This window comes from Rugosimonospora africana (assembly GCF_016862975.1).
In the GTDB taxonomy this organism is placed as follows: domain Bacteria; phylum Actinomycetota; class Actinomycetes; order Mycobacteriales; family Micromonosporaceae; genus Rugosimonospora; species Rugosimonospora africana.
The window spans coordinates 158,550-182,040 of record NZ_BONZ01000009.1 but is presented as its reverse complement, the minus strand read 5'-3'; the positions used below and the strand labels follow the sequence as shown (position 1 = coordinate 182,040).

Below are 23,491 nucleotides of genomic sequence, written 5' to 3'. Positions count from 1 at the left end.
GCGTCACAATGCAGGACCCTACAGGCACCCCGGGTGAGAACTCACTCCGGGGTGTCACTGTTTGTACCCTGGTCAATACGAGCAGCCAATATCGTCTATCGATGCGATATTGGCCGGGCCTCCGAATGCCCTATGCGGCAAGCGGATGCGATACCCGGGACGCCTCGGCCCGGGCCAGCACGAGCCGCACGATTTCCGGCGCGGCGCCGAGCGGTCCGGCGACGGCGAGCGCTCCGGCGTCGCGCGCCTGCGCGATGACCCGGTCGTGCAGCAGGCCGGGCGCGAGGAAGTAGCTGCCGACCGCGATCCGCCGGGCTCCGTCGGCGTGCAACGCGGCCATCGCCTCGGCCACACCAAGACCACCCCCGGATGCGTATCCAGCCCGGCACGGCCGTCTGAGGGCGGTTCCCAGGGCATCCGCGACCAGGTCCACAGTGCGCAGCGCGGCGTCCTCACGGCTGCCGGCCCCGGCCAGCAGGATGCCATCGGAACCGGCCAGCGCTCCGGTCTGGTCGAGCCGGCGGATCAGGGCCGAGGTCATCAGGTCGAGGACGTGCCGGTCGAGCACCGGACCATCGACCGGCCCCAGCACCGTGGCGAGCCCGACATCCACCGGTGCTCCGGCGGCACGGGCACGCTCGATCTCGGCGGGTACGTCCACCCGACCGTGGTAGGCGGCGGTCAGCAACAGCGGTACCACGATCGCGGCGGACTCCCCGCGGCCGGCGGCCGACGCCAGTACGTCGGGCAGCCGCGGGGTCGCGAAGTCCAGGAACGCGGCGCTCACCGGGCTGTACGGCGGTACGGCGACGCGACGCGACGCGCCCCGGGGCGCCGGTACCCTCCGCTGTTCCGAGGCCGGTACGCGGGCGTGGACGGCCAGGCGACGCGCCACCGCACGGGCGAGCCCGCGGGTCGACTGCGCCGCCCGGACATCCCTGCTCCCGTGGGCCACCAGGACCAGTCGGGTACCGCCGGAGATCATCGGTGTCCGCTCAGCCGGCGTGGATGCCGCACTCGGTCTTGTCGAACATCGGCCACCGGCCGGCGCGCGGGTCCTCGCCGGGGGCGGTGCGCCGGGTGCACGGCCAGCACCCGACCGAGGCGTATCCCCGGCCGATCAGCTTGTTCACCGGCACGTTGTGCTTCGCGATGTACGCCTGGACGTCGGCCTCGGTCCAGTACGCCAGCGGTGCGACCTTGACCTTGCCCCGGCCCACCTCGAAGCCCACCACCGGCGTGTTGGCCCGGCTCGGGCCCTCGTCCCGGCGCAGCCCGGCGGCCCAGGCGTCGTACGGCTCCAGCGCCCGCTCCAGCGGCTCGACCTTGCGCAGCGCGCAGCACTCGTCCGGCTCCCGGGAGAACAACCGGGGGCCGTACTCCGCGTCCTGCTGGCCGACGCTGAGCCGCGGCTTGATCGACTTGATCGTCACCGGGAGCGTCGAGGCCACCGTCTCGCGGACCTGCAGCGTCTCCTCGAAGTGGAGGCCGGTGTCCAGGAAGATGACCTCGATCCCGGGGGCCACCTGGGACACCACGTGGATCAGGACCGCGTCCGCGAATGAGCTGGTCACACAGAACCGCTCGCCGAACTGCCCGAGCGCCCACTCGACGATCTCATGGGCTGGAGCCTGGGCCAGCTCGACACCGGCGCGGCTCGCGATCTCCTGCAGTTCACTGACCGAATACCGAGTTACCGTGCTCATCGCTTAACCACCGATCCGGTAGCCGGCCGGGTCACGGCCGGGGCCAACAGCCCGACGAACTTGAGTGCGAATACCCGGGTGCAGGACCGGCATTCCCAGGTTCCGTGCGTGTCCCCGTGCGGACGGAGATCCTCTTCGGCGCAGTACGGGCAGTACAGCGGCGAAACCCGCTCACCACTCACCTGAGATCCCCCTCCTCGGCCCGGGTCACCCACTGGGCGAAGGTCTCGCCCTCGTGACGGGCGTCGGCGTACCGGCGCCCCAGCCGCTCCACGTAGTCGACCAGGTCCTCGGACGTGGTCTTGAGGCCGCGCAGCTTGCGCCCGAAGCCGGCCCGCTGGCCCTCGGCCATGGCCAAGCCGCCCCCGAGGTGCACCTGGAAGCCTTCGACCATCTCCCCACCCGGGCCCGGTACCAGTTGGCCCTTGAGCCCGATGTCACCCACCTGGGTGCGTGCGCACGCGTTCGGGCAGCCGTTGATGTTGACGGAGATGTCCACGTCGAGGTCGGCCAGCCGCTTCTCCAGCTCGTTGACCAGCTGGGCCGCCTTGGCCTTCGTCTCGACGATGGCCAGCTTGCAGAACTCGATGCCGGTGCAGGCCATGGTGGACCGCCGCCAGGAGGACGGCTCGGCTTCCAGGCCGATCCCGCGCAGCGCGTCGACCAGGCTCTCCACCCGCTCCTCAGGTACGTCCAGGACGATCAGCTTCTGGTAGGGGGTGGTGCGCACCCGGCCGCTGCCGTGCGCCTCGGCGATGTCCGCGAGGCTGGCCAGCGTGGTACCGCTGACCCGGCCGGCGATCGGGGCGACGCCGACGTAGTACCTGCCGTCGTTCTGCCGGTGCACGCCGACGTGGTCGTACGGGCGGGCCGGCAGCTCCGGAGCCGGACCGTCGACGAGCTTCCGGTGCAGGTACTCCGTCTCCAGCACCTCACGGAACCGCTCTGCGCCCCAGTCCGCGACCAGGAACTTCAGCCGGGCCCGGGAGCGCAGCCGCCGGTACCCGTAGTCCCGGAAGATGCTGATCACGCCGAGCCAGACCTCCGCGACCTCCTCCAGCGGCACCCACACGCCCAGCCGCACGGCGAGCATCGGGTTCGTGGACAGGCCGCCGCCGACCCACAGGTCGAAGCCGGGCCCGTGCTCCGGGTGCACGACGCCGACCAGCGAGATGTCGTTCGACTCGTACGGCACGTCGGGCAGCCAGCCGATCGACGTCTTGAACTTGCGGGGCAGGTTGGACAGCGACGGGTCGCCGATGAACCGGGTGTTGATCTCTTCGATGGCCGGGGTGGCATCGACCACTTCCTCCGCGGCGATTCCGGCCAGCGGGCTGCCCAGGATCACCCGGGGCGAGTCGCCGCACGCCTCGGTCGTGGAGAGGCCGACCGCCTCCAGTTCCCGCCAGATCGCCGGCACGTTCTCGATCTCGATCCAGTGCAGCTGGATGTTCTGGCGGTCGGTCACGTCCGCGGTGTCCCGGCCGTACGCCTGCGACACGTGCGCCACGGCGCGCAACTGGGCCAGGTCGAGCTGCCCGCCGTCGATGCGTACCCGAAGCATGAAGTACTCGTCGTCCAGCTCCTCCGGCTCCAGTACGGCGGTGCGACCGCCGTCAATGCCGGGCCGGCGCTGGGTGTAGAGCCCGTACCAGCGGAACCGGCCGCGCAGGTCGGCCGGGTCGATGCTGGCGAAGCCCCGGTGCGCGTAGATGTTCTCGATGCGCGCCCGGACGTTGAGCGGGTTGTCGTCCTTCTTGGACCGCTCGTTCGCGTTGAGCGGTTCCCGATGCCCGAGCGCCCACTGCCCCTCACCGCGCGCGCGGCGGGGCCGTGCTGCGGTTGCGGTGTCTCGGGCCGGGCCGGTCGGACGGGGATTGACCGTCATCTCGCGTCTCCTGGTGTGAAGGGACGCGCATCTCCACCGGCCGTCCGCGGCGGTTGTGGGCCTGGGACGGTGACATCGGCGTCAGGGGGTCCGGCGGTATGCGCGGCCCTGCTTGATCAAGCGGGCTGCGTCAGCTGGCCGGACACATGGCGCTGCGCACGCGACCGTAGTCGACGTGGCGGCGGGCCGTCAGAAAGACCATGCGGGCACGATGCGTGCCATCGTCCCTGGTCTTCGACATAGCTAACAGACTCCCACACCGCGGTCGTTACCAACAGGGTGGCGCTGTTCACTCCCAGGTGATGAGAAGTGAACCGGGACCGGGAATGTTACGTATCCCCGTAACACGCCCGGCCGGTCACGCTGAGCAACATATCGTGTACGCATGGGCCCCACCCGCCCGGCTGGCCCGGGTGCCGTCGGGCGGGTCACGAGGGCTGCCGTACTCGGGTACTGGCTCTGGCCAGCGCTTCTCACTCTCGGCCTCGGGCTGGTCCGGCTTAACCGGCCGGCGTTGTGGGCCGACGAGCTGGCGACCTGGGGCGCGGTCCGGCTGAGCTGGGGCAGACTGTTCCGGCTGCTGCACAACGCGGACGCCGTCATCGGGCCGTACTACGTCGTGGAGAAGGCGTGGACCACGCTCTTCGGCACCTCCACGGTTGGGCTGCGGCTGTCCTCGGTGCTGGCGATGGCGGTCGCCGCCGGGCTGGTCGCGAGGCTCGGCGCCCGGCTGGGCGGGGGCCGGTGGCCGGGGCTGCTGGCCGGGCTCGGGTTCGCGCTGGTACCGGCGACCTCCCGGTACGCGCAGGAGGCCCGGCCGTACTCGTTCACGGTCATGTTGGCGGTACTCGCCACCCTGCTGCTCGCCGGGCTGCTGGAGCGCCCCGGCACCGGCCGGACGGCGTGGTACGCGCTGGTCATCCTGCTGTTGGGCGCTGCGCACCTGGTGGGGGTACTCCTGCTCGTGGGGCACGCGGTGCCGGTGCTGCTGCGCCGCGGCCGTGACCTGCTGGCGCGCTGGCTCGTGGGCTCGGTGGTGGCGGTGCTGATCCTGGTGCCGCTGGCCTGGCTGGGACACCGGCAGCGGGCAGAGGTCGCCTGGATCGAGCCGGCCCACTGGCGCACCCTGGTCGGGGCACCGGGCGTGTTCTTCGGCGCCGCCGCGGTGGGCGGAGCGGTGGTCGTGCTGGCCGTGCTCGGGCTGGCCCGGACCGCCCGCGGTGGCGCCCGCCCGGCGATCCTGCTCGCCTGCTGGGCGATCGCGCCGGTCGTGGTGCTGTACGCGATCGGCACGGCCATTCCGGCGTTCTTCCCGCGGTACCTGATCTACACGATGCCGGCGTCGATCCTGCTCGTCGGGGTTTTCCTGGCCCGCACCGGCCGGTACCGGGCGGTCGCCGTACTCGCCGTCGTCGCGGCACTCGGCGCCCCGGCACAGGCGTCGATCCGGGGACCGGCGGGCCACAACCACGACACGGCCGGCGCGGCCGCGATCATCGCCGGGGGCCAGCGGCCCGGCGACGCGATCGTGTACGCGCTGCACGAACAGGTGGTGCCGTGGGAGGCCCGTGACACCGTGGCCCGGTACGTGCCGGCGGACCGGCGACCCCGGGACGTGTTCGCGACCAGGCCACAGCGGCTGGACGGGCGGCTGACCGCCGAGGAGTGCCCGGACCTGGCCGGCTGCCTGGCCGCCGCCGACCCGCCGAGGATCTGGGTGCTGCGGTACCAGACCCATCCCGACCCGCTGGACGGCATCGGTGAGCCGAAGGAGTCCCTTCTGCGCGCCCACTACCGGCTGGCCCGGGTGTGGCTGGTCAAGGGGCTGACGGTCGGGCTGCTGACCCGCTGACCCGGAGTCCCGGGCCGGCGCCGCCAGCGCCCGGTGCCGCCGGGCCCCGCCGCTAGCGCCGGGTCAGCGGCACCACCAGCATGGCCTCGGTGCCGCCGCCGGACCGGTCCCGCAGCTCGATGCTGCCGCGCAGCTCACCGGTGACCAGGGTGCGCACGATCTGCAGCCCGAGCCGCTCGCCGCCGTCCATCCGGAAGCCCTCCGGCAGCCCCTTGCCGCTGTCCGCCACGGTGACGTGCAGCTGCTTGCGGAACCGGTGCACGGTCACGGTGACCGAGCCGCCGTCGCCCGGCACGAACCCGTGCTCCACCGCGTTGAGCAGCAGCTCGTTGAGGACCATCACGAGTGGCGTGGCGGTCTCGGCGGGCAGTACGCCGAAGGTGCCCTCCCGGCCGATGCGTACCTTCGCCTCCGGCGCGGCCACCTCGGCGGCGGCGAACGCCACCCGGTCCACGATCCCGTCGAACTCGACCACCTCGTCGCTGGACATGGACAGCGTCTCGTGGACGAGCGCGATGGAGGCCACTCGCCGTACCGACTCCTCCAGCGCGGCCCGGGCGGCCGGCGCCCGGCGCGCCTGCAGCCGGAGCAGCGCGGCGACCGTCTGGAGGTTGTTCTTCACCCGGTGGTGGATCTCCCGGATCGTCGCGTCCTTGGTCAGCAGCGCCCGGTCCCGGATGCGCACCTCCGTGATGTCGCGCACCAGCACCAGCGCTCCGATCGGCACTCCCGCCGGCATCAGCGGCAACGCGCGGATCAGCATCGAGGCGCCCCGGGCGTCGATCTCCTTGCGGGCCGGCGCGTCGCCGCGCAGCGCGGCCAGGATCCGCTCGGCGGCGTCCGCACCCTCCATCGGGTCGTCGACGAGCCGGGCGGTCAGCGCGGGAAGATCCTCGCCGACCAGGTGCGCGGGCAGCCCGAGGCGGCGGTACGCGGACTGGGCGTTCGGGCTGGCGTAGGTGACCTTGCCGCCGCCGTCCAGCCGGACCAGCCCGTCGCCGACGCGCGGGGCGCTGGTCACCTCGCCCGGGTGCCGGGGCGGGGCGAAGGTGCCGTCGGTCATCATCAGGGCCAGGTCGTCGGCCGTGGTCAGGTAGTTCAACTCCAGCTGGCTGGGGCTGCGGGCGGTGGACAGGTTGGTGTCCCGCCCGACGACCGCGATCACGTCGCGGCTGCCCCGGCGACGGATCGGGATCGCCTCGTACCGGGCCGGGGTGTCGCCGTACCAGACGGGGTCGCCCTCCCGCCAGATCCGGCCCTGGGTACGGGCGACGGTGAGGTGCGCCACCTCCGGACCGCCGGCGATCCGGCCCACCTGATCATCCTGGTACGCCGTCGGCGCGGTGGTCGGGCGCACCTGGGCCACGCAGAGGTAGTCGTCGCCGTTCCCGATCGGTACCCACAACAGGAGATCGGCGAACGACAGGTCGGAGACCAGCTGCCAGTCTCCGGCGAGCCGGTGCAGGTGCTCGACGTCGACGGGGCCGAGTGAGGTGTGCTCCTCGACGAGATCGCGCAGCGTGGACACGCGACAAGGGTGCCATGCGTCCGGCCCTGGTGTGAGGGGGTAGCGTCGCTGACGTGGTACGACGCACCGCTTTGTCCCTTGTCAACCTGGCCGCGGCCGGCGCACTGGCCGGTTGCGGCTTCGTGGGCGCCTCGAGCGTCAGTGACCAGAAGCCGAACGGGTTCGTGCTACGCGGTCACGTGGCGGTCCCGGTGGCGACCGGAGCCACCCCGCCGTCCGGTACGGCTTGCGAGTCCACGCTGCCCGACGTGGCCCCGAACAACGAGGTCAAGGTGGTCGACCCGCAGGGGCACCAGATCGCGGTCGGGTACCTGGGCGACGGTGTGATCGGGAGCGACTCCTCCGGTACCGCCTGCGACCTCCCGTTCGAGATCCGGCAGGTACCGGGTGGGGTGACCAGCTACGGCATCGTGATCGCCGGCCACCCGGCGCAGACGTTCTCGGCCACCTCGCTGCGCGAGAACCAGGAAGCGGTCATCTCGCTGCGCCCGTGAGCAGGGGCCGGTGACCGGCCCGGCGGGCGCCCCAGCGAATGACGGCGCCCCAGCGGTAGCGGCGCCCCAGCGTGTGACGGCGCCCCAGCGGTAGCGGCGGCCCAGCGTGTGACGGCGGCTCGGCGGTAGGGGTGGCTCAGCGGGTGACGGTGACCTTCTTCAGGCCGCGCGGCGCGTCCGGGTCCTCGCCCCGCGCCAGCGCCAGGGCCAGGGCCAGCCGCTGGAGCGGCAGGATGTCCAGCAGGGGCGCGTAGCGCTCGTCCACGTCCGGGGTCGGGATCCGCAGCGCGGAGCCCGCGACGTCGGCCGGCCCGACCGCCACCACGTCGGCCCGCCGCTCCCCCAGCCGGGCCAGTACCTCACGCATGGCGCCGCCACCGGGCCCGTTGCCCACCACGGCGAGCACCGGGACGTCCGGGTCGGCCATCGCGAGCGGCCCGTGCAGCAGGTCGGCACCGGAGAAGGAGAGCGCCGGCAGGTAGGACGTCTCCATGAGCTTGAGCGCCGTCTCCCGGGCGGTCGGGTACGCGTACCCGCGTCCGGTGGTCACCATCCGGCCGGCGAACCGGTACCGCGCGGCCAGTTGCCACGCCGTCTGGTCTTCCAGGAGAGCCGAGGCCAGGCCGGGCAGCCGGTCGAGTTCCCGCCGCTCGTCGGCTGGCAGGGTGCCGTCACCGGCGCGTACTCCCTCGATCAGCATCAGCAGCGCGAGCAGTTCCGCGGTGTACGTCTTGGTCGCCGCGACCGCGCGCTCGTGCCCAGCGGCCACGTTGACGACCATCTCGCTCGCGCCGGCCAGCGGGGAATTCGGGTCGTTCGTCACGGCCAGCGTCTGCGCGCCGGACTCGCGAGCGACGCGCACCACCTCGACCAGGTCGGCCGAGCCGCCACTCTGGCTGACCCCGATCACCAGCGCGTCGCGCAGGTCGGGCCGGGCGCCGAACACGGTGACGGCGGACGGGCTCGCCAGCCCGGCCGGGATGCCCAGCCGGATCTCGGCCAGGTACGCCGCGTAGAGCGCCGCGTGATCGGACGTGCCCCGGGCAGTGAACACGATGTGCCGTGGCCGCCGGGCCGCGACAGCGGCCGCGACCTGCCCGATCGCCTCGGCGTTCGGGCCGCTCAGGAGCCGGGAGAACACATCCGGTTGCTCGGCGATGTCCGCCGCCATACCCGCGCCGCGCTCAGCCATCGCCGGTCCTCCTCGATCAGATCATGCTCATTACCGCGCAATGTGTGCGCAGTCTTGCACATTGGAGCGCCGTTTCGCTCGTCATCTGAGCAGTGATTTTCACGACGGTCCCCGGGTGAACGACCGCCGCCCCGGGACCGAAACGGTCCCGGGGCGGCATGGATGGGTTCCGGCGCGAACTACTCCATCGCGACGACCAGCGAAGCTTCGGCCTCGCTGCCCTCGGCGGCGCCGTCCTTCTTGGCATCGGTCGGGATCGCGGACCGCAGCGGTACGTGCTTGATGAAGACCGCGGCGACCGGCACCAGGATCGAGATGAAGACCGCCCAGAAGAAGACGCTGGAGGTCGCCGTCGCGATCCCGTGCAGCAGGGCCTGCACCTGGACGGGCGGCATCTTGTCCAGCGTGCTCTTGGTCAGGCCGGTGACGCCGCCGCCCGAGGTCAGCTTGCCTGCCACCGCGGGGCCCAGCCGGGAGGTGATGTCGCTCTTGAGGCCCTGGTTGAAGATCGCGCCGAACAGCGAGACGCCGAACGAACCGCCGATCGACCGGAAGAATGTGGCCGCGCTGCTGGCCACACCGATGTCCTTCTGCTCGACGCTGTTCTGCGAGATCAGCATCGTGGTCTGCATCAGGAAGCCCATGCCGGAACCGAGCACCAGCATGTACAGCGAGCTGTCGGTCTTGCTGGAGTTCACGTCGAGCTGAGCCAGCAAGATCATGCCGGCCACCACGAACACCCCGCCGAGGATCGGGAACACGCGGTACCGACCGGTACGGGTGATGATCTGGCCGGCGACCAGCGAGGTGACCAGAAGACCGGCCATCATCGGCAGCAGGAGCAGGCCGGAGTTGGTCGCCGAGGCGCCCTGCACCGTCTGCTGGAACAGCGGCAGGAAGTTGATCGCGCCGAACATGGTGAAGCCGAGCAGGAAGCCGATCAGCGCGCTGAGCGTGAAGTTCCGGTTGCCGAACAGGTGCAGCGACAGGATCGGCTCCGCCGCCTTCCGCTCGACCATGGCGAACGCCACGAGCGTCACCACCGCGACCACGACCAGGCCGAGGACCTGCCAGGATCCCCACGCGTACTCGTTGCCACCCCAGGTGGTGATCAGGACCAGCGCGGTGATGCCGACCGCGAGCAGCCCGGCACCGGTCCAGTCGATCCGGTGCTCGGTGCGGTGCTTGGGCAGGTGCAGCCGGGTAACGAGCAGGATCAGCGCGATCGCGCCGAGCGGGAGGTTGACATAGAAGGCCCAGCGCCAGCTCAGGTTGTCGGTGATGAACCCGCCGGCGAGCGGCCCGGCGACCATCGCGACCGCCATGACAGCGGCCATGATGCCCTGGTAACGGCCCCGCTCCCGGGGCGGCACCAGGTCGCCGATGATGGCCATCACTCCGACGATCAGGCCGCCGGCGCCGAGGCCCTGCAGCGCCCGGAAACCGATCAGCTCGCTCATGTTCTGGGACATGCCGGACAGTGCCGAGCCGACCAGGAAGATCGCGATTGAACTGATGAAGATGTTCTTGCGGCCGTACAGGTCGCCGATCTTCCCCCACAGCGGCGTGGAGACGGTGGTGCCGAGCACGTACGCCGTCACTACCCAGGACAGGTGCGACAGGCCGTGCAGCTCGCCCACGATTCGTGGCATGGCGGTGCTCACGATCATGTTGTCGAGCATTGCGAGCAGCATCGCCAGCAGAAGCCCTGGCAACACCACCATGACCTCGCGCCGGCGCGCGGGCGGGGCCTCGGTTGTGATGGTTTCCATTGACGCCACGGGTAGTCTCCCCCGAGATCGTGGCCCACTTACTGGCCGACCGGCTAGTGCACCTTTCAGATGTACGGTAAGCTATCTGCTAGCCGGCCGTCAAGTAAGTTACGGACAGACCAAGTAAGTTGCGGACAGACAGCGAGGGAACGATGAGAGACCAGTCCGATACGCGGGCCCGCATCCAGCAGGTCGCTCTCGAACTGTTCACCGAGCAGGGCTATGAAGCCACCTCGCTGCGCGAGATCGCCGAGCGCCTGGGAGTCACCAAGGCCGCGCTCTACTACCACTTCAAGACGAAGGAAGACATCGTCTCCAGCCTGGTGCAGGACCGGATCGACGCGCTCGAAGAGTTGATCGCCTGGGCCGGGACCCAGGCGCCGGGCCCTGGCCGGCGCCGGGAGTTCATCCAGCGGTACGCCGCCGAACTGCACGAGAACCGGCACCACGAGATCATGCGGTTCTTCGAACGCAACCAGACGGCGCTGCGCGACCACCCGAAGAGCGAGCAGATGCGCGAACGCATGTTCGAGATCATCAACATCCTGAGCTCGCCCGGTGACCCGCTCACGGTGCGGCTGAAGGGCTCCATGGCGATCTTCGCGCTGCACGCGACCTGGTTCGTGCTCCGGGACGAGTCGGTCACCGACGCGGAGCGCCGCGCGGCGGCCATCCAGGTGGCCCTGGAACTCGTCGAGCCGGGCGACGAGTCACCCGCTCAGACCGGCGGCGGCGCGGTGGGGCAGGCCGCCGCCCGGTAGGGCGGCTCGGGCCGATCGTGGCGGACAGCCCGGTAGGGCGGCTCGGGCCGATCGTGGCGGACAGCCCGGTGGGGCGGTTCAGCCGGATGTGGCGGAGACCGCCAGTTCGTGGCGCAGCGCGAGCAGGTTGACGCCGGCGATGGGTGACCAGTCCAGTTCCGGGGCACGCTGGAAGCCCAGCTTGTCGTACAGCCGCTGGGCGGCCGTCGCCACGTCCCTGGTGCAGATCACCACGGCGTGGCAGCCCAGGCCGGCGGCCCGATCCAGGCAGGCCCGGACCAGCGCCGCTCCGATCCCACGCCCCTGAGCGCCGGGCGCGACGGCGAGCGTACGGAATTCCGCCTCCCCATCCCGCGAGACCTCGGCGAGCGGAGACCCGGGGAGGACGAAGGTCGCCGCGCCGAGGACCGCACCGGTCTCCTCGTCGACCGCGGCCAGGATCGTGCCGTGCTCTGCTCGGGCCGCGACGTCTGACAGGAACGGTGCGTAGTGCTCGGGGAGCTGCCCGTCGGCGCGGTACGCATCGACCGACAGCGCGCCGATCTGGGGGTACTCCTCCGGATCGGCGACTCGAACCAGAATGCCCCGCTCGCTCATGCCGGATCCCCGCTCCGTCGGCGTCCGCTCGATTGACGCCCGCTCAGTCGGCGCCCGCTCATGCCACGACGGCGATCAGGTCGCCCTCCTGCACCACGTCGCCCTCGTTCACGGCAATCTGCTGGACCGTTCCGTCAGACTCCGCGATCACCGGGATCTCCATCTTCATGGACTCCAGGATGACCAGCGTGTCGCCCTCGGCGACGTCGTCGCCTGTCGACGCGACCACCTTCCAGACGTTGGCCACCATCTCGGCACGGATCTCCTCAGCCATCGCCAGCCCCTCTCGCGCACCATGCGGTCTTCGCCGATTCTCACCCAGGCGGCCCATCCGTCGCGGCCCCAATCCGCAGCCCGACCGAGTGGTATCCAACCATGATCGGTGAACGCGGCCCATACCCCTCCGACCGGGTGCGGCGGATCGGCCGGTACCTCGGCTGACGGCGTCACGGGCCGACCTTCTACCATTCACGGGATCGTTACCGCCAGTCGCCAGGAGGCCCCGATGGCTAAGAAGTCCCGCAAGAAGAAGGCCCGGAGGAAGAGCGCCGCCAACCACGGCAAGCGCCCCAACTCCTGACCACCGTCGCAGCGTTCTCGACCCGGGCGGCCACCCGCCCAGGGTCGGCGCCGCCACCTGGCCGGCGAGCCGGGTTACAGCTCGCGGCCCTCGAAGACCACGATCTCGGAGAGCTTGACTCGCAGGCGCTCACGCAGTGACGCCGGCGCGGTCTCCGCGCCGCAGCAGCGCGCCACCAGCGCCTTGACCTCTTGCTCGATGCCGTACTCGCGCAGGCACGGGGTGCACTCGTCGAGATGGGTGCTGATCACGCTCCGGCGTGACTCGTCGCACTCCAGGTCGAGGTACATGTAGACCTCCGCCAGCACGTCACGGCAGTCGGTCTCGTGCGGCTTACCACAGCTCACGGGTCACACCTCCCGCCCGACCGGGGTGCCCTCGGGCACCGCTGACGTGCTGCCCCGGGCGAACCCGCGATCGGCCGCGTAACCCTCCAGCAGCCGACGGAGATTACGCCGCCCACGGTGCAGTCGCGACATCACGGTACCGATCGGGGTATTCATGATGTCCGCGATCTCCTTGTACGAAAAGCCCTCGACGTCGGCGAGGTACACCGCGAGCCGGAAGTCCTCGGGCAGCGACTGGAGCGCTTCCTTGACGTCCGAGTCCGGCAGCCGGTCCAGCGCCTCGGTCTCGGCCGAGCGGAGCCCCGACGACGTGTGCGACTCCGCGGAGGCGAGCTGCCAGTCGGTGATCTCCTCGGTCGGCGCCTGCTGAGGCTGGCGCTGCCGCTTGCGGTACGAGTTGATGTACGTGTTGGTGAGGATCCGGTACAACCACGCCTTGAGGTTCGTACCCTCCTCAAACTGGTGAAAGGCGGCATAAGCCTTCAGGAACGTCTCCTGCACCAGGTCTTCCGCGTCGGCCGGGTTCCGGGTCATCCGCAACGCGGCCGCGTAAAGCTGATCAACGAAGGGCAACGCGTCTCGCTCGAAGCGGACTCGCCGCTCATCCGTCCGTTCGGCCTGTGCCAACCGTTCCGCCCCCCTTGCCCGTCCCGCCGAGGATACGCCGAGTGCCGCGGCCAGGGATCCTGGGCCGGCGCTCTGCTCCACGTCGGCGGGCCACTCCGGGGCGTACAACAGCCGGCGTACGAGCCGAGCCTGGTCCTTCTCCTCCAGGCTGCTGTTCGTGCTCACGGTTCCCCTTCCCGGACGTGCCTATGCCACACGTCTCCGGGGCGTACAACACTCGGGTACCCGGCCCGCATTCCGGCCATACGGCCCGTGCCGGGCGACCGTGACCAGCAACCTCGCACGCTGACGGGCGGCTCACCGGGACCCGCTCTGACCTTCCCGGTCCCGTGCTGGGGCGGGACCGGGAAGGGCCTGGGAGAATTGTGAACCGCTGAGGTTCACGACTTGCGGTGAGCCCACAGGTATCCGGGTTCGACGTACCCAACGAGGGTCACGCCCAGCCGTGACGGACCATCCAGCCCAGTACGGAATCGCCCACCGCGGCCGGATCGCGGCGCAGGTCGTGGACCTCGCCGGGGCGCACGCTGACTTCCACGGAGGGGCCGGGATCCGGGATCCCGAACGGATCCCGGTCGCCGTTGACCACCAGAGTCGGCAACCCGGTGACCAACTCCTCGGCCCGGGAACGCTCGGGCCGGCCGGGTGGGTGCAACGGAAAGGCCAGCGCGACGATCCCGGCCGCCCCGATCTCCCGGGCGGTACGGCAGGCCACCCGCGCGCCGCTGGAGCGCCCGCCGACGATCAGCGGCAGGGTGGCCGGCGGGTACCGCTTGCCGCCGGAGCGCAGCGCGGCGACGACCGCCGTCCACGCGGCATCGAGTTGCCGTGCCGGGGCAGGAGCCCTGCGCCCGGCCACCCGGTAGGGCTGGAGCACCCGGGCGACCGCCACCGACGCGGCGACGGCGGCGTCGCGCACCGCGACCAGATCGGGTGCGTCGATGCCGCCGCCCGCCCCGTGTCCGAGGACGAGCAAGCTCACCGGTCGGTCCGGGCGATCCAGCTCAATCTGCGCGTCGCCGTGCGGAGTCGGGACCCTGATCACCCGATCAGGATGCCACCCGCTCCAGGCCCGAGTTGGCACACCGCTCGACGCGCCGTTCGCTCAGCAGCGGAAGCCGGGTGCGATGCCCCGGCACCAGCTCCAGGACCCGGTCCAGAAGGGCCGGCCCGGCACCCTGGTCGGATCGGCCGGGCGGACCGGAGCGCTGCGCGGCCCCGCGCTGCCCGGGAGCGAGTTGCCCGGACGCGAGCTGCGCGGCACCGAGCTGCGCGGCGGCCCCGACCGGCTCCGGATCCCGTGGCTCCGTGCGCCAGGCGACGAGCATGGCCCGCCGCTCGCGCGGCGTGGTGGCACCCCACACCCCGTGGCAGTCGCCGACCTCAAGCGCCCAGGCCAGGCACGCGCCCTGCACGTCGCAGGTGCGACAGAGGGCGATCGCGGCGTCGGCCGGCTCGCTTGGAGCGGGAAAGAACGTCTCTGGATCGACGCTCTGGCACACCCCCCTGGTACGCCAGGCATCATCCTGTTGCCGCTCGCTGAAAGCCCGAAGAAGTCTCGGGTCTCTCCGTGCGGCGGCAACCTCGTGTGGGCGTGGCATACGCGCCCGAGTCATCTACCCACCTCCCCCGTGGGTCCGGACTGTTCAACGGCGAGCATGGATTCGCATTCGCCGCTGCCGGCGCTGTGTTCTACCGCACTAAAGGGCATCGGTACAAGTGGCCGAACGGAGACTGTGGGAAAATGGGCTGGCCAATTGCGCCGGAATCACTCAAAAGAGCGTGAGATCTGTCGGCTCCACGTCGAAAACGCGCAACGGCGTCACAGCCACTCGCTCGGTCAGACCCGGCCCATCGTTGCGAACATCGCCGACCGCGGGGCCCACCGGACGGATCTCCAAGGCGTCCAGAAATTCGATCGGCGGCAATGCGAGCAGTGCGTCGGGATTAAGCGGTTGGTATTTATCCGATTGCGCAGCGTCGTCATTCTCCGGCGAAGCGACCGGCGCGGACAACCATTGGTCCCACCGGTCCGGCGGCAGCACCAACGGCATCCGGTCGTGCACCAGCGCGAGGTCGCCGACCGACGCGGTGGTGACCACGCTGCAGGTGAGCTGTCCGGCCGACGATGTCGCGGCCACACCGGCGAACGCCAGTACGCCGCCGTCCCGCGGGGTCATGAAGTACGCCTGCTTGCCCCGGCCGTCCTCGGTGCGGCGCCACTCGTACCAGCCGTCGGCCGGCACCAGGCAGCGGTGCCGGCGGAAGGCGCGGGCGAACGCGCCGTTGGTGGCGACGGTCTCGGCCCGGGCATTGATCATCAGCGGCGTCCGCCGGGCCTGTCCGCCCCCGTCCGGCCGGGCACCGCGGGCGGGAGCATCCGCCCAGGCGGGCACGAGACCCCAGCGGGCGACACTCAACCGGCGTTGCGGGCCGGACCGCACGATCGGTACCGGATCGGTCGGCGCCACGTTGTAGTCCGGCGCCAGGGCGCCCTCGGTCTCGTCGGACGCGTCGAAGAGCGCGGCGAGGTCCGTGGTGGTGCGCGTGGTCGCATAACGGCCGCACATGCGAACCAACCTATCGACCCGTTCCACGTTCGGATCCGCGGGACGGCAGACTGTACCCGTGGCTTCGAACTCCCCGACACCGCCCCGCCAGTCCGGCCCCGTCCCCGGCTCGGTGGCCGGCCCGGTCTCCTGGGTCGCGCCGACCGCCGGCACGCCCGTGCGCGCCGAGGTGCGGCTGCCCGGCTCCAAGTCGATGACCGCCCGCGCCCTCGTGCTGTCCGCCCTCGCGGCCGGCCCGTCCACCCTCCGGTACCCGCTGCGTGCCCGCGACACCGAACTGATGGCCGCCGGCCTGGCCGGCATGGGCGCCGGCGTGGACAGCGGGGACGACCGGCTCTGGGCGGTCCGGCCGGGACCGCTGGCCGGGCCGGCGCACGTCGACGTGGGGCTGTCCGGCACCGTCATGCGGTTCGTACCACCGGTCGCCGGCCTGGCCGACGGACCGGTCAGCTTCGACGGCGACCCCCGCGCTCGGCAGCGCCCGCTCGGTCCGATCGTCGAGGCGCTGCGCGCGCTCGGGGTACGCATCGACTCGGCACCCTCCGGCGGCCTGCCGCTGACCGTGCACGGCGCCGGCGGCGTCACCGGTGGCGAGGTCACCATCGACGCGTCCGCGTCCAGCCAGTTCGTGTCCGGGCTGCTGCTGGCCGCGGCAGCCTTCGACAAGGGGATCGTGGTACGTCACGTCGGACCGCCGGTGCCGTCCGCACCGCACCTGCGGATGACCGCGCGGATGCTGCGGGCGGCCGGAGCCACGGTGGACGACGCGACGCCCGACGTGTGGACGGTCGAGCCAGGCGCCCTGGCCGGGCGGGACTGGGACATCGAACCGGACCTGTCCGGCGCCGTCCCGTTCCTGGCCGCGGCCCTGGTGACCGGTGGGCGGGTGACCGTCCCTGGCCTGCCCCGGGAGTCGCTCCAGCCCGGCGACCGCCTGTGCGAGTTGCTGACCGCGATGGGCGGCGAGTGCGTGCTGACCGACAAAGGGCTCACCGTCACCGGTACCGGGGTGGTGCACGGGCTGAACGCCGACCTGTCGGACGTCAGCGAGCTGACCCCGACGATCGCCGCGCTCGCCGCCCTGGCCGACTCGCCGTCCCGGCTGACCGGCGTGGAACACATTCGCGGCCACGAGACGGACCGGATCGCCGCGCTGGCCCGGGAACTGATCGCGCTCGGCGCCGACGTCACGGAGCTGAGGGACGGCCTCGAGGTGCGGCCGGCCAGGCTGCACGGCGGGGAGTTCGAGACGTACCAGGACCACCGGATGGCGCACGCCGCCGCGGTGGTCGGGCTGGCCGTACCGGACGTGCGACTGTCCGACGTCTCCTGCACGTCCAAGACGATGCCGGAGTTCCCGGAGTTGTGGGCCTCGATCGTGGAGGGCACGCACTGACCGGTCGACGCCGCGAGTACGACGAGGACGACGTACGGATCCGTCCCGGCCGTTCGTCACGCCCCCGTACCCGGATCCGGCCGCGGCACGAGGGCGCCGAGGAGGGATTCGTGGTCGCGGTGGACCGCGGCCGGTACACGATCGACATCTCCGGCCGCCCGGTCACCGCGATGCGCGCCCGGGAACTCGGCCGGCGCGGAGTGGTGGTCGGCGACCGGGTGGCCCTGGTCGGTGACGTCTCCGGCGCGCCGGGCTCGCTGGCCCGCATCGTACGTATCGAGGAGCGTGGCTCCGTGCTGATGCGTACCGCCGATGACGACGACACCACGCCCGAGGGCCGGGTGGAACGGGTCGTGGTGGCCAACGCGGACCAACTCGTCATCGTCAGCGCCCTGGCCGATCCGCCGCCGCGCACCGGGTTCATCGACCGCTGCCTCGTCGCCGCGTACGACGCGGAGATCGATCCGCTGCTCTGCCTCACGAAGGCGGACCTGGCCGGGCCGCAGGAGGTCCTGGACTACTACGCCGAACTGGACCTGCCGTACGTGCTGACCCGCCCGGACGGCGACCTCGGCCCGCTGTACGAGCGGCTGGCCGGGCTCGTGTCGGTGATGGTCGGGCACTCCGGGGTCGGCAAGTCGACGCTCGTGAACCGGCTGGTACCGGACGCCGACCGGCGGGTCGGTCTGGTCAGCGCGATCGGCAAGGGGCGGCACACATCGACGAGCGCGGTGGCGCTGCCGCTGCCGGCCCGATCGGGCCGCACCGGACGGGGCGGTCGCACCGGTCGGGGCTCGGACGGCGGAGTGGACGGCGGAGTGGACGGCGGAGTGGACGGGTGGATCATCGACACTCCGGGGATCCGGTCCTTCGGCCTGGCGCACGTGTCGGCGGAGAGCCTGCTGCACGGCTTCCCCGACCTGGTGCAGGCGTCGGTCAACTGCCCGCCGAACTGCGACCACACCGGCAGCGCGGGCACCTGCGGGCTGGACGCTCTGGTGGCCGCCGGCGGCGCGGACCCGCGGAGGCTGGCGTCCTACCGGCGACTGCTCGCCTCGAAGGAGGGGGCGCCCGCGCCCGGGGAGGAATTCCAGTGACCGGGCGGCGCGATGTCCATTGTGGACACCATGCTCCGGGACACCGCGCTCAGGGACACCGCGCCCAGGCGGGCCCACGCCGGGCTCGTGCTCAGGCGGTGTCGACGTAGCCGCCGCTGCGCCAGTACACGTTGTTCTCCCGGGAGAGCAGGTCCTCGTCCACCAGGTACCGGCGGATCGTCGCGTAGTCGTCGTACCAGATGCGCAGCATCGCGTTGACCGCCCGCTCCGGGTACCGCACGCCGGGTTCGAAGTCCGTCACGATGTGCTCCAGCACGATGCGCCGCTTGCCGCGCGCCGCGGGCATCTGCACCAGCCGGCCCTCCCGCATGAACGCGCGCAGCACCGCCGCCCGTTCCTGATCCGGGTCGAGCGGCTCCTCCGGGATCGACCCGGGCGAGTGTTCGCGGATCGCGTCCTTGAACGCCCCGGACGCGGCCACGACCCGGCCGTTCACGGTGACGATCAGCCCGCCCTCTTCCAGCCGGAACAGTGCCTTGACCACGTCCCGCCCGGCGAGGCCGGTGGCCGCCGCCACCTCACCCGGAGTACCCGCGCCCAGCACCACGGCGGCGTAACTGCGGAGCCGGTCACTCTCGGCCAGGAGTCCACACAGCGCATCTGGTTGCACGGCCAAGAACATAACTCGCCGATCCCCATGCTCGCTCCTGGAAAACGCGTCCGATAGGTTCCCGGTGTGGCAGGTTATGCGGACGACCTCTCCCTCGCGCACCTTCTCGCGGACACCGCGGACGCTATCTCCATGGCCCGGTTCCGGGCGATGGACCTGCACGTGGAGAGCAAGCCGGATCTGACACCGGTCTCCGACGCGGACACCGCGGTCGAGAAGGCACTGCGCGCGACACTGTCCCGGACCCGGCCGAGAGACGCGGTACTCGGCGAGGAGTTCGGCGTCAGCCAGGCGGCGGCCGGCCCGGGCACCCGGCAGTGGGTGATCGACCCGATCGACGGCACGAAGAACTTCGTCCGCGGAGTACCGATCTGGGCCACCCTGATCGCACTCATGGAGGCCGACCAGGTGATGGTCGGGTTGGTGTCCGCGCCGGCGCTCGGCCGCCGCTGGTGGGCCGCGCGCGGGCATGGCGCGTACGCCGGGCGGCACACCGCCGCGGCCACGCCCATCCGGGTCTCCGGGGTGACCCGGCTGTCCGACGCGTCGTTCTGCTACGCGTCCCTGCCCGCCTGGGAAGAGACCGGGCGACTACCGGCGATGCTGGACATCATGCGGGGCAGCTGGCGCAGTCGCGCGTACGGCGACTTTTACGGATATATGCTCGTCGCCGAGGGCGCCGTGGACGTAATGGTCGAGCCCGAACTCGCGCTGTGGGACCTCGCCGCCCTGTTGCCGATCGTGACTGAGGCCGGGGGCACGTTCACCGATCTCAACGGCGAGCCCGGACCCTTCGGCGGTAGCGCTGTCGCCACCAACGGTAGGCTTCACGCCAACATACTGGATCGACTTGCATTGGACCGCTGAGCCAGTATTGTCGCGTCAATGGGTTCCTCGGGTTGGCTGTTCCTCACGGCCATGATCGTGGCGTACGGGATGGCCAACCTGCTCCAGTCGGTGGCCGTCTCGCGGACCCGTCAGGAGAAGAGTCTTCACCCGAGCCTGCTGCTGCGACTGTGTGAGCACCGCACGTATCTGCTGGGCGTGGGATTCCAGATGCTCGGTTTCGTGCTCGCCTTCCTGGCTCGTCGGGACCTGCCGCTGTTCCTGGTACAGGCGTCCGTGGCGGCCGGGCTGGGCGTCACCGCGGTGTTCGGCGTTTTGATGCTCAAGTGGCGGTTGCCTCCCGCCGAACTGGCTCTGCTCGGGTTGCTCTGTTTCGGCATCGCTGCCCTGGTCATCGCGGCCCGTCCCGCGCCGTCCCGTCCGGTCGGCGCGCTGACCGAAATCGGGATCGCGGTCGCCCTGGTCGCCATCGCGGCGTTGGGGCGTCTCGCGGTACGCCTGCACGGAGCGCCCGGCTCGGTGGCTCTGGGTTCGCTGGCCGGGCTGTGCTTCGGCGCCGCGGCGGTGGCCTCGCGCCCGTTGGCCTCGGTCCACACCTGGGAGCGTTTTCTCACCGCACCGTTGCTGTACCTGCTGATCGCCCACTCGCTGGTCGGACAGCTCCTGCTCGGCCTCGCCATGCAGCGCGGTTCGACGACCGCGGCAGTCGCCGCGATGGACGCCGCGGCCGCGGTTCCGGCCGCGTTCATCGGACTGTTCGTGCTCGGCGACGAGATCTGGCCCGGCCGGCAGTGGCTGGCCGCGCTCGGCTTCCTGGCCACGCTCGCCGCGGTGCTCGGCATGACGCGGTACGCGACGCCACAGCATCGTCACTCGGTCCAGCACGCCAGGGGCGTGTCCGAGAGCCTGGCGCCCAGCCGTTAACCGGTCTCCGGACCCCGTCTATCTACTGTGGACATTCATGCCGGCCCGGCCATTCACCTTCTCCGGGCGCGGCGCCGCGACCGACTCGCGTTCGCGCAGCGGCATCGTCACCCGGTGCACGTCGTGTGCGGGTACCTCGGCGAGCAGTAGCTCCACGGCCAAGCGGCCCAGCTCGAAGTGGGGGATCGCGATGCTGGTCAGCCCGGGACGCAGCCACGAGGCCAGCGACGAGTCGTCGAACGACACGACCGACACGTCGTCCGGCACCGTGAGCCCGGCCTCGGCCGCCGCCTGGTAGGCGCCGAACGCGACCCGATCGTTCAGGCAGATCAGAGCTGTGGCGTGCGGGCCACCACCGAAGAACTCGCGTACCGCCTGGTATGCCGGCTCCGGCCACCACAGGCACTCGACCGTGCCGGCCAGCGCACTGCCGGCCTGCGCGAGCGCCTCCTCCACGCCCGCCCGGCGCTCCCGGGCCGCATATACCTCTTCGGGCGTCTCCCCGACCAGAAAGATGCGCTCCCGGTGCCCCGCGTCCAGCAGCAGCCCGGCCGCCGTCCGGCCGGCGCCACGCTCGTCCGGCAGCACCGCGGGGACGCGATGGTCCTCGGCGACACAGTTCAACAACACGAAGCGGTGCCCACGTAGCGCGGACGGAGGTCGGGCCGGACGCGTGTACATGCTCGCATAGATGAATCCATCGACGCCCCGGTCAAGCATGTCCTGCAGGAGTTGCATCTCCACGGTATCGTCGCCCTCGGTTTCACCAACGAACAGCAGGTGCTGGTGGAGAAGGGCGGTGGAGAAGCTGCCACGGATCAGCTCACCCGCGAAGGCTTCGCTGGCGATGGTGTCCGAGACCAGGCCGATGGTGCGGGTCAACTTGGTGCGTAGGCCGCGCGCCATCAGGTTTGGCCGGTAGTTGAGCTCCCGGGCCGCGTGCAGCACCCGGTGCTCGGCCTCGGCGGAGATGCGCATGTCCGTGCGTCCAGCCATGACAAAGGACGCGGTAGTTCTGGACACTCCCGCTCGGCGGGCGACGTCGAGAAGGGTGACCCTGGGCGTAGGCATGCCGACTCCTCCGTCGTTCACATTCACTCAGCACGGACGGCCCCACCGCGACGGATCGAACGAGCAAACCCCCTCCAGTCTAGGTCAAGGTCACGAGTCCGTAACACCCTTGACATGTCTGGTTGACCGGGTGGAGTCTCAGCTAATCCGATTCAGCACGAACGATCCCACCCCCGACACTCGACACAGATTTTGGTTGGCAGCTAACCCGCAGCGCGTGAGTGACACCGGCCGGGCGACCCCACCGCGGTGCCGCCAGTCTCCCTCCCCATGCGTCCGCTCCATCGAGCGGTATGACACGTGAAGGAGTAAGCAGTGATCAGACGAACCAGAGTTTTCTCCGCCGCCATGGCGTCGCTTGGCGCGGGCGTACTTGTTGTCGCGATGGCAGGTTGTGGAGGCGACGACTCCAACAACGCCAGCAAGAACACGAACGCCCGCGGCCCGATCACCTATGTGCAGGGCAAGGACAACAACAACGTCATCCGACCGCTGATCGCGCAGTGGAACGCGAGCCACCCCAACGAGCAGGTCACCTTCAAGGAGCAGTCCGATCAGGCCGACCAGCAGCACGACGACCTCGTGCAGCACTTCCAGGCCAAGGACGCGAACTACGACGTGGTCAACGTCGACGTGGTGTATGTCGCCGAGTTCGCGGCAAAGGGTTGGCTGCAGCCGCTGACCGGCCAGTTCGCCCTGGACGCCTCCCCGTTCCTGCCGGCGACGGTCAAGACCGGCACCTACAACAACACGGTGTACGCCGCGCCGCAGTCCTCCGACGGCGGCCTGCTCTACTACCGCAAGGACCTCGTCCCCACCCCACCGAAGACGTGGGACGAGATGATGGGTGACTGCTCCATCGCCAAGGCTCACAAGATGGACTGCTACGCCGGCCAGTTCGCGAAGTACGAGGGTCTGACCGTCAACGCGGCCGAGGCGATCAACACGGCCGGCGGTGAGATCGTGAAGTCCGACGGGCGCACCCCCGACGTCGACACCCCGGCGGCGGCCAAGGGTCTGACCATGCTCGTCGACGCGTACAAGAACGGCAACATCCCGCAGCAGGCCATCACGTACCAGGAAGAGCAGGGCCGCCAGTCGTTCGAGGCGGGCAAGCTGCTGTTCATGCGCAACTGGCCGTACGCGTACAGCCTCGCGACCACGGACGGAAGCTCGGTCGTCAAGGACAAGTTCGCTGTCGCACCGCTGCCCGGCATCGACGCCAGCAAGCCCGGCGCGTCCAGCCTCGGCGGCCACGACGCGGCGATCAGCCAGTACTCGGCGCACAAGGCCACCGCGTTCGACTTCATCAAGTTCCTGACGAGCGAGGAGACGCAGAAGACGTTCGCCGTCAAGGCATCGCTGGCGCCCGTCATCTCGTCCCTGTACGACGACCCGACGCTCGTCAAGCAGCTTCCGTACCTGCCGACGCTGAAGGCATCCCTCAACAACGCCGTACCGCGCCCGGTCACGCCGTTCTACCCGGCCGTCACCGAGGCCATCGAGACCAACGCGTACGCGGCCATCAAGGGTGACAAGACCGTCGACCAGTCGCTGAAGGACATGCAAGCGGCGATCAAGGCTGCCGGTTCCTGACGCTCTCGGGGCCGGA

24 protein-coding genes and 1 pseudogene are annotated in these 23,491 nt (G+C 70.7%); 9 read left to right on the top strand and 16 right to left on the bottom strand.

The genetic code is table 11. The features are described from left to right. Window positions 1–130: 130 nt before the first annotated feature. Genes Raf01_RS04735 through Raf01_RS04725 form a run of 4 tightly spaced genes read right to left on the bottom strand, consistent with a single transcriptional unit; the run spans window position 131 to window position 3,594 of the window. On the bottom strand, window positions 131–985 hold the full coding sequence (locus Raf01_RS04735) for a sirohydrochlorin chelatase (RefSeq protein WP_239133373.1): 855 nt from the start codon (window positions 983–985) through the stop codon (window positions 131–133). 10 nt (window positions 986–995) lie between these two features. After that, a complete protein-coding gene (locus Raf01_RS04730) occupies window positions 996–1,706 on the bottom strand; it encodes a phosphoadenylyl-sulfate reductase (RefSeq protein ID WP_203916459.1) in 711 nt (236 codons plus the stop codon). Continuing rightward, a complete protein-coding gene (locus Raf01_RS49370) occupies window positions 1,703–1,888 on the bottom strand; it encodes a hypothetical protein (protein ID WP_239133372.1) in 186 nt (61 codons plus the stop codon). Before Raf01_RS49370 ends, Raf01_RS04730 begins: the two co-directional genes overlap by 4 nt. Continuing rightward, complete coding sequence (locus Raf01_RS04725) at window positions 1,885–3,594, bottom strand: nitrite/sulfite reductase (RefSeq protein ID WP_203916458.1); 1,710 nt, start codon at window positions 3,592–3,594, stop codon at window positions 1,885–1,887. Before Raf01_RS04725 ends, Raf01_RS49370 begins: the two co-directional genes overlap by 4 nt. A gap of 385 nt (window positions 3,595–3,979) precedes the next feature. On the opposite strand from Raf01_RS04725, the gene Raf01_RS04720 reads away from it, so the two are divergent. After that, window positions 3,980–5,446 (top strand): glycosyltransferase family 39 protein, encoded by a 1,467-nt coding sequence (locus Raf01_RS04720; RefSeq protein WP_203916457.1) that lies wholly within the window; start codon window positions 3,980–3,982, stop codon window positions 5,444–5,446. 52 nt (window positions 5,447–5,498) lie between these two features. Here Raf01_RS04720 and Raf01_RS04715 read toward each other — a convergent pair whose 3' ends face one another. Continuing rightward, window positions 5,499–6,974 (bottom strand): PAS domain-containing sensor histidine kinase, encoded by a 1,476-nt coding sequence (locus Raf01_RS04715; protein WP_203916456.1) that lies wholly within the window; start codon window positions 6,972–6,974, stop codon window positions 5,499–5,501. A gap of 53 nt (window positions 6,975–7,027) precedes the next feature. On the opposite strand from Raf01_RS04715, the gene Raf01_RS04710 reads away from it, so the two are divergent. Continuing rightward, on the top strand, window positions 7,028–7,468 hold the full coding sequence (locus tag Raf01_RS04710) for a hypothetical protein (RefSeq protein ID WP_203916455.1): 441 nt from the start codon (window positions 7,028–7,030) through the stop codon (window positions 7,466–7,468). 136 nt (window positions 7,469–7,604) lie between these two features. On the opposite strand, the gene Raf01_RS04705 is transcribed toward Raf01_RS04710, so the two are convergent. Next, complete coding sequence (locus Raf01_RS04705) at window positions 7,605–8,639, bottom strand: SIS domain-containing protein (RefSeq protein ID WP_203916491.1); 1,035 nt, start codon at window positions 8,637–8,639, stop codon at window positions 7,605–7,607. A 200-nt stretch (window positions 8,640–8,839) separates the two neighbouring features. Further along, window positions 8,840–10,432, bottom strand: a complete 1,593-nt coding sequence (locus Raf01_RS04700; protein WP_203916454.1) for an MDR family MFS transporter — start codon at window positions 10,430–10,432, stop codon at window positions 8,840–8,842. A gap of 152 nt (window positions 10,433–10,584) precedes the next feature. Between Raf01_RS04700 and Raf01_RS04695 the strand changes: the two genes are divergently transcribed. Beyond that, the gene (locus tag Raf01_RS04695; RefSeq protein WP_203916453.1) at window positions 10,585–11,193 is read left to right on the top strand and encodes a TetR/AcrR family transcriptional regulator; all 609 of its coding nucleotides are present in this window, start codon (window positions 10,585–10,587) and stop codon (window positions 11,191–11,193) included. 78 nt (window positions 11,194–11,271) lie between these two features. Here the strand turns inward: Raf01_RS04695 and Raf01_RS04690 are convergent, their stop codons facing one another. Further along, complete coding sequence (locus tag Raf01_RS04690) at window positions 11,272–11,790, bottom strand: GNAT family N-acetyltransferase (RefSeq protein ID WP_203916452.1); 519 nt, start codon at window positions 11,788–11,790, stop codon at window positions 11,272–11,274. 58 nt (window positions 11,791–11,848) lie between these two features. Next, a complete protein-coding gene (locus Raf01_RS04685) occupies window positions 11,849–12,070 on the bottom strand; it encodes a biotin/lipoyl-binding carrier protein (RefSeq protein ID WP_203916490.1) in 222 nt (73 codons plus the stop codon). 225 nt (window positions 12,071–12,295) lie between these two features. Between Raf01_RS04685 and Raf01_RS50850 the strand changes: the two genes are divergently transcribed. Beyond that, a complete protein-coding gene (locus Raf01_RS50850) occupies window positions 12,296–12,370 on the top strand; it encodes a 50S ribosomal protein bL37 (protein ID WP_373319467.1) in 75 nt (24 codons plus the stop codon). A gap of 74 nt (window positions 12,371–12,444) precedes the next feature. Here the strand turns inward: Raf01_RS50850 and rsrA are convergent, their stop codons facing one another. From rsrA to Raf01_RS04660, 5 genes and pseudogenes are all read right to left on the bottom strand, one after another. Beyond that, entirely contained in the window at window positions 12,445–12,717 is a 273-nt protein-coding gene (gene rsrA, locus Raf01_RS04680; protein ID WP_203916451.1) for a mycothiol system anti-sigma-R factor, read from the bottom strand. Window positions 12,718–12,720: 3 nt separating this feature from the next. Further along, on the bottom strand, window positions 12,721–13,509 hold the full coding sequence (locus tag Raf01_RS04675) for a sigma-70 family RNA polymerase sigma factor (protein WP_308442629.1): 789 nt from the start codon (window positions 13,507–13,509) through the stop codon (window positions 12,721–12,723). A gap of 268 nt (window positions 13,510–13,777) precedes the next feature. Then, entirely contained in the window at window positions 13,778–14,389 is a 612-nt protein-coding gene (locus Raf01_RS04670) for an alpha/beta hydrolase family protein (RefSeq protein WP_203916450.1), read from the bottom strand. A gap of 220 nt (window positions 14,390–14,609) precedes the next feature. After that, window positions 14,610–14,960, bottom strand: a pseudogene (locus Raf01_RS50495) (WhiB family transcriptional regulator); the annotation flags it as partial. Window positions 14,961–15,116: 156 nt separating this feature from the next. Then, window positions 15,117–15,914, bottom strand: coding sequence for an SOS response-associated peptidase (locus Raf01_RS04660; RefSeq protein ID WP_203916449.1), 798 nt, complete (start codon window positions 15,912–15,914; stop codon window positions 15,117–15,119). A gap of 112 nt (window positions 15,915–16,026) precedes the next feature. Between Raf01_RS04660 and aroA the strand changes: the two genes are divergently transcribed. After that, window positions 16,027–17,310: a 3-phosphoshikimate 1-carboxyvinyltransferase gene (aroA, locus tag Raf01_RS04655; protein ID WP_239133377.1), complete on the top strand. Its 1,284-nt coding sequence runs from the start codon at window positions 16,027–16,029 to the stop codon at window positions 17,308–17,310. A gap of 74 nt (window positions 17,311–17,384) precedes the next feature. After that, window positions 17,385–18,407 carry a ribosome small subunit-dependent GTPase A gene (gene rsgA, locus Raf01_RS04650; protein WP_203916488.1) on the top strand — a complete coding sequence of 341 codons (1,023 nt, stop codon included), beginning with the start codon at window positions 17,385–17,387 and terminating at the stop codon, window positions 18,405–18,407. A 91-nt stretch (window positions 18,408–18,498) separates the two neighbouring features. On the opposite strand, the gene Raf01_RS04645 is transcribed toward rsgA, so the two are convergent. Continuing rightward, window positions 18,499–19,038, bottom strand: a complete 540-nt coding sequence (locus Raf01_RS04645) for a DUF2087 domain-containing protein (protein WP_239133371.1) — start codon at window positions 19,036–19,038, stop codon at window positions 18,499–18,501. 66 nt (window positions 19,039–19,104) lie between these two features. Here Raf01_RS04645 and hisN point away from each other — a divergent pair, with 66 nt between their 5' ends. After that, complete coding sequence (gene hisN / locus Raf01_RS04640) at window positions 19,105–19,905, top strand: histidinol-phosphatase (protein WP_203916447.1); 801 nt, start codon at window positions 19,105–19,107, stop codon at window positions 19,903–19,905. 18 nt (window positions 19,906–19,923) lie between these two features. Next, complete coding sequence (locus Raf01_RS04635; protein ID WP_203916446.1) at window positions 19,924–20,808, top strand: hypothetical protein; 885 nt, start codon at window positions 19,924–19,926, stop codon at window positions 20,806–20,808. An 18-nt stretch (window positions 20,809–20,826) separates the two neighbouring features. On the opposite strand, the gene Raf01_RS04630 is transcribed toward Raf01_RS04635, so the two are convergent. Then, window positions 20,827–21,879, bottom strand: a complete 1,053-nt coding sequence (locus Raf01_RS04630; RefSeq protein ID WP_203916445.1) for a LacI family DNA-binding transcriptional regulator — start codon at window positions 21,877–21,879, stop codon at window positions 20,827–20,829. A gap of 315 nt (window positions 21,880–22,194) precedes the next feature. Here Raf01_RS04630 and Raf01_RS04625 point away from each other — a divergent pair, with 315 nt between their 5' ends. Next, window positions 22,195–23,475, top strand: a complete 1,281-nt coding sequence (locus Raf01_RS04625) for an ABC transporter substrate-binding protein (RefSeq protein WP_203916444.1) — start codon at window positions 22,195–22,197, stop codon at window positions 23,473–23,475. Window positions 23,476–23,491: the final 16 nt, after the last annotated feature.